Origin of the sequence: Tenacibaculum sp. L6, assembly GCF_028823685.1 — a bacterium.
Classification (GTDB): domain Bacteria; phylum Bacteroidota; class Bacteroidia; order Flavobacteriales; family Flavobacteriaceae; genus Polaribacter.
In genome coordinates this window covers 1-2,440 of record NZ_JAPEHZ010000119.1, presented here as the reverse complement: position 1 = coordinate 2,440, position 2,440 = coordinate 1, and the positions used below count along the sequence as shown (strand labels likewise).

Genomic DNA, 2,440 nt, shown 5'->3' with positions numbered 1-2,440 from the left:
GTTTTTTTGTTGTAAAAGTTTAATCCTTAGTTTTCTTTGTGTAAATATCTCACAGATTCTATGTAATTTTGTGGCTTAATTTCACAAATGAATCCTTTTAAGAGGAATTAATGAAAGAAATCTGTTTTACACTATAGTTAGGTGTCAGTTCGAGTGATTCCGATAATAAATCGGAATTGTATCGAGAACAGGTTCAAAACCGAGAATCAAAATTTTTCTTAAAAAGAACAACAGGTTAAATAAGATTGAACAAAGACAATTAACAATTCAGAATGTCAGAAGAAAAGAAATCATTGAATTTTTTAGAGCAAATTATTGAAGAAGATTTGGCTAATGGAATGCCAAAAGAAAATTTACGTTTTCGTTTTCCACCAGAACCAAACGGATATTTACACATTGGACACACGAAAGCCATTGGTATTAGTTTTGGTTTAGGGGAAAAGTACAACGCTCCTGTAAATCTTCGTTTTGACGATACCAACCCAGCAAAAGAAGAACAAGAGTATGTAGATGCTATTAAACGCGATGTAGCTTGGTTAGGGTATCAATGGGAAAAAGAATGTTATTCTTCTGATTATTTCCAGCAGCTTTACGATTGGGCTGTTCAATTGATTAAAGACGGAAAAGCGTATGTAGATAGTCAGTCTTCAGAAGCGATGGCCGAACAAAAAGGAACGCCAACGCAACCTGGAGTAGCTGGACCTTATCGTGATAGAAGTGTAGAAGAAAATTTAGATTTGTTTACACGTATGAAAAACGGTGAGTTTGAAGAAGGTTCTCATGTATTACGTGCTAAAATAGATATGACTTCACCAAATATGTTAATGCGTGATCCTATCATGTACCGTATTTTAAAAAAAGAACACCACCGTACAGGAGATGACTGGGTAATTTATCCGATGTACGACTGGACACACGGAGAGAGTGATTATATAGAGCAAATCTCTCATTCATTATGTTCACTAGAATTTAAGCCTCATCGTGAATTATACAATTGGTTTAGAGATAACGTGTATGAGTATAGTCAATCAGAATACCCATTACCACCAAAACAAAGAGAATTCTCTCGTTTAAACTTAAGCTATACGGTAATGAGTAAACGTAAGCTAATGAAATTGGTGGAAGAAGGAATCGTTTCAGGATGGGATGATCCACGTATGCCAACCATTTCAGGGTTACGTCGTCGTGGTTACACACCAGCAGCCATTCGTAGCTTTGTGGAAACAGTAGGAGTTTCTAAACGCGAAAATGTGATTGATGTAGCATTACTAGAGTTTAAAATTAGAGAAGATTTAAACAAAACAGCAAATCGTGTGATGGCTGTTTTAGACCCAGTAAAAGTGGTAATAGATAATTATCCTGAAAATCAAGAAGAGATTTTAATTGCTGAAAACAATCCAGAAGATGAAAATTCAGGAACAAGAGAAGTTCCATTTTCAAGAGAAATTTATATAGAACGTGAAGACTTTAGAGAAGAAGCAAATAAAAAATTCTTCCGTTTAAAATTAGGAAAAGAAGTCCGTTTAAAGAATGCATACTTTATCACGGCTAATAGCGTAGAAAAAGATGAAAATGGAAACATTACGGTAATTCATTGTACATACGATCCATTAACGAAATCAGGAAGTGGAACGGAAGAAAGCAAGCGCAAGGTAAAAGGAACCTTACACTGGGTATCTGTAAAACACGCAGTAAAGGCTGAGGTAAGAGCGTATGATAGATTGTTTTCAGATGAAGCACCAGATAGTCATAAAGACAAAGACTTTATGGAGTTCTTAAATCCGAATTCGTTAGAAAAAATTACGGCTTACGTTGAGCCAAGCTTACAAACAGCAAAAATTGGTGACCGTTTTCAGTTCCAACGTTTAGGATACTTTAATGTAGATGATGATTCAACAGTAGAAAATTTAGTATTTAATAAAACAGTTGGACTAAGAGATAACTGGACAAAAAAGAACGAGTAGGGTCAAAAGACATAAAACAAATAAAAACGCCACTTTTTAGTTAAAAGTGGCGTTTTTACTATGTAAAAAACACTTATTTGTAGTTTTTGTGAAGAATGTTGTAGATTTTCCTGTTTTTTAACAAATTATAAGAAAATAATTTTATAAGTTTGATGCGATAATAAAAAAATTGATCACTTTTTATTATCAGCTAGCTAGTGAAAAAGGAAAAATGTTTATAAAATTGCGCACATTTTTCTTTTTAATTTTTTGACGTGTAACCTCATACAAACAATGATGAGGGTGTTTGTCTTCTTTATACAAAATAAGAAGGAGTAAAGAATTTAAGTATCAAATTTTAAAAATTTTAAAAATGAAAAAAAGGACTTTAGTATTAACTTTTATGTTGTTTTCTGTTTTTACTTTAACAGCTGAAGAGAATGACGAATGTTTTGATTCAGCAATAGCTAGTTTAGAGTTATCAGAGGAAAAATATG

General features: G+C 33.0%; 1 protein-coding gene. It reads left to right on the top strand.

All coding sequences use genetic code 11. The annotated features are described in order from the left end of the window. Positions 1–272 precede the first annotated feature (272 nt). Positions 273–1,964, top strand: a complete 1,692-nt coding sequence (locus OU788_RS12120) for a glutamine--tRNA ligase/YqeY domain fusion protein (RefSeq protein ID WP_274635408.1) — start codon at positions 273–275, stop codon at positions 1,962–1,964. The last annotated feature ends 476 nt before the right edge of the window (positions 1,965–2,440 follow it).